Raw genomic sequence first — 253 nt, 5'->3', positions numbered from 1 at the left:
GCGCTGCGGAAGTTCTGTTCGGTCGTGCATTCCTCGGCCGCCAGGAAGAATGCCTTGCACTGGCGCACGCCCGCATCGTCGAGCGCGAGAATGCGCTCGGTGAGCGCGTCCGCGTCGCTGCGCAGCATTGCTGGCTCGCAGACCTTCGTGATCAACCCCGCCTGCAACGCGGCCGCGGGCGTCAACGCGTCGCCGAACAGGACCATCGGAAACAGCGCCTTCGGCAAAGCGTAGCGGCCCGCGTACGCCATGA

General features: G+C 67.2%; 1 pseudogene. It reads right to left on the bottom strand.

The annotated features are described in order from the left end of the window. Positions 1-253: pseudogene (locus tag SB822_RS59030) on the bottom strand (enoyl-CoA hydratase/isomerase family protein); the annotation flags it as partial.

Origin of the sequence: Paraburkholderia sp. SIMBA_054, from assembly GCF_046534875.1 — a bacterium.
Lineage (GTDB): Bacteria > Pseudomonadota > Gammaproteobacteria > Burkholderiales > Burkholderiaceae > Paraburkholderia > Paraburkholderia hospita.
This window is presented reverse-complemented; position numbering and strand designations above follow the sequence as displayed.